Origin of the sequence: Bartonella sp. AP58NXGY, from assembly GCF_042195785.1 — a bacterium.
Taxonomy (GTDB): domain Bacteria; phylum Pseudomonadota; class Alphaproteobacteria; order Rhizobiales; family Rhizobiaceae; genus Bartonella.
In genome coordinates this window covers 1-328 of record NZ_JBHIOY010000251.1, presented here as the reverse complement: position 1 = coordinate 328, position 328 = coordinate 1, and the positions used below count along the sequence as shown (strand labels likewise).

At 34.1% G+C, this 328-nt stretch carries 1 protein-coding gene; it reads left to right on the top strand.

Features of this window, described 5'->3' with window-relative positions; translation table 11 throughout:
• Nucleotides 1–328 (top strand): hypothetical protein (locus ACFINC_RS10760; protein ID WP_375617210.1); only part of this gene is annotated, 328 nt, incomplete at both ends.

Here is a 328-nt window from a genome sequence, read left to right as displayed (position 1 = left end):
TTATTTTTCCTTTGATGAAGAAAAAAACATTGGTTGAACATTTGGTTTTCTTGCTCGTTGTTTTGTGTCTTGTTTTTCTTTATGTTTATGGTGCTGTGAGTTATTTTCCTTATTGTGTTTTGGCGCTTTCGCTTATATTGGGGTACCGCTGGTTACTCTCTTTGGTTAAAGCGTTTAAAGACACGAAGACGATTATTGGGTCAAGCGCTGGTTGTTATGTGCTTTTGATTTTTTTTCTATACGGCTTTATGCGTATAATAGGTAGTTTAATTTTTGATTTTTTTGCTTATAGTACGCCTAATATTGTTTTTGCTGTTGGTCTATTCCC